This is a genomic window from Corynebacterium sp. HMSC034E11 (assembly GCF_001835905.1).
Lineage (GTDB): Bacteria > Actinomycetota > Actinomycetes > Mycobacteriales > Mycobacteriaceae > Corynebacterium > Corynebacterium coyleae.
Map to the genome: position 1 here is coordinate 1 of NZ_KV826371.1, position 1,600 is coordinate 1,600.

General features: G+C 56.1%; 1 rRNA gene. It reads right to left on the reverse strand.

Features of this window, described 5'->3' with window-relative positions:
- Nucleotides 1-17: 17 nt before the first annotated feature.
- A 16S ribosomal RNA gene (locus HMPREF2690_RS00790) occupies nucleotides 18-1,533 on the reverse strand.
- Nucleotides 1,534-1,600: the final 67 nt, after the last annotated feature.

A 1,600-nucleotide genomic window follows, 5' to 3' on the forward strand; every position in this document is an offset into this window, starting at 1 on the left:
AAATAAAAGCTCCTTAGAAAGGAGGTGATCCAGCCGCACCTTCCGGTACGGCTACCTTGTTACGACTTCGTCCCAATCGCCGATCCCACCTTCGACAGCTCCCATGACAGGCCACTGGCTTCGGGTGTTACCAACTTTCATGACGTGACGGGCGGTGTGTACAAGGCCCGGGAACGTATTCACCGCAGCGTTGCTGATCTGCGATTACTAGCGACTCCGACTTCATGGGGTCGAGTTGCAGACCCCAATCCGAACTAAGGCCGGCTTTCAGCGATTAGCACACCCTCACAGGCTCGCAAACGCGTTGTACCGACCATTGTAGCATGTGTGAAGCCCTGGACATAAGGGGCATGATGATTTGACGTCATCCCCACCTTCCTCCGAGTTAACCCCGGCAGTCTCTCATGAGTCCCCACCATCACGTGCTGGCAACATAAGACAAGGGTTGCGCTCGTTGCGGGACTTAACCCAACATCTCACGACACGAGCTGACGACAACCATGCACCACCTGTACACCAACCACAAAGGGAAAGACCATCTCTGGCCCGGTCTGGTGTATGTCAAGCCCAGGTAAGGTTCTTCGCGTTGCATCGAATTAATCCACATGCTCCGCCGCTTGTGCGGGCCCCCGTCAATTCCTTTGAGTTTTAGCCTTGCGGCCGTACTCCCCAGGCGGGGCGCTTAATGCGTTAGCTACGGCACGAACCCCGTGGAAGGGACTCACACCTAGCGCCCACCGTTTACGGCATGGACTACCAGGGTATCTAATCCTGTTCGCTCCCCATGCTTTCGCTCCTCAGCGTCAGTTACTGCCCAGAGACCTGCCTTCGCCATCGGTGTTCCTCCTGATATCTGCGCATTCCACCGCTACACCAGGAATTCCAGTCTCCCCTACAGCACTCAAGTTATGCCCGTATCGCCTGCAGTCCCGCAGTTAAGCTGCGGGCTTACACAAACGACGCGACAAACCACCTACGAGCTCTTTACGCCCAGTAATTCCGGACAACGCTCGCACCCTACGTATTACCGCGGCTGCTGGCACGTAGTTAGCCGGTGCTTCTTCTCTAGGTACCGTCACTTGCGCTTCGTCCCTAGCGAAAGGAGTTTACAACCCGAAGGCCGTCATCCCCCACGCGGCGTCGCTGCATCAGGCTTGCGCCCATTGTGCAATATTCCCCACTGCTGCCTCCCGTAGGAGTCTGGGCCGTATCTCAGTCCCAATGTGGCCGTACACCCTCTCAGGCCGGCTACCCGTCGACGCCTTGGTAGGCCATTACCCCACCAACAAGCTGATAGGCCGCGAGCTCATCCCACACCGAAAAAACTTTCCACCACAACCTCCAAGAAGTGGTCCTATCCGGTATTAGACCCAGTTTCCCAGGCTTATCCCGAAGTGCGGGGCAGATCACCCACGTGTTACTCACCCGTTCGCCACTCGAGTACCCCTGCAAGCAGGAGCCTTTCCGTTCGACTTGCATGTGTTAAGCACGCCGCCAGCGTTCATCCTGAGCCAGGATCAAACTCTCCACAAAAAATGTTTCAGCAGAAACAGGCCGTGAAAAGCCCAATACCCAACCAAAAACAAACCAACCAACACCA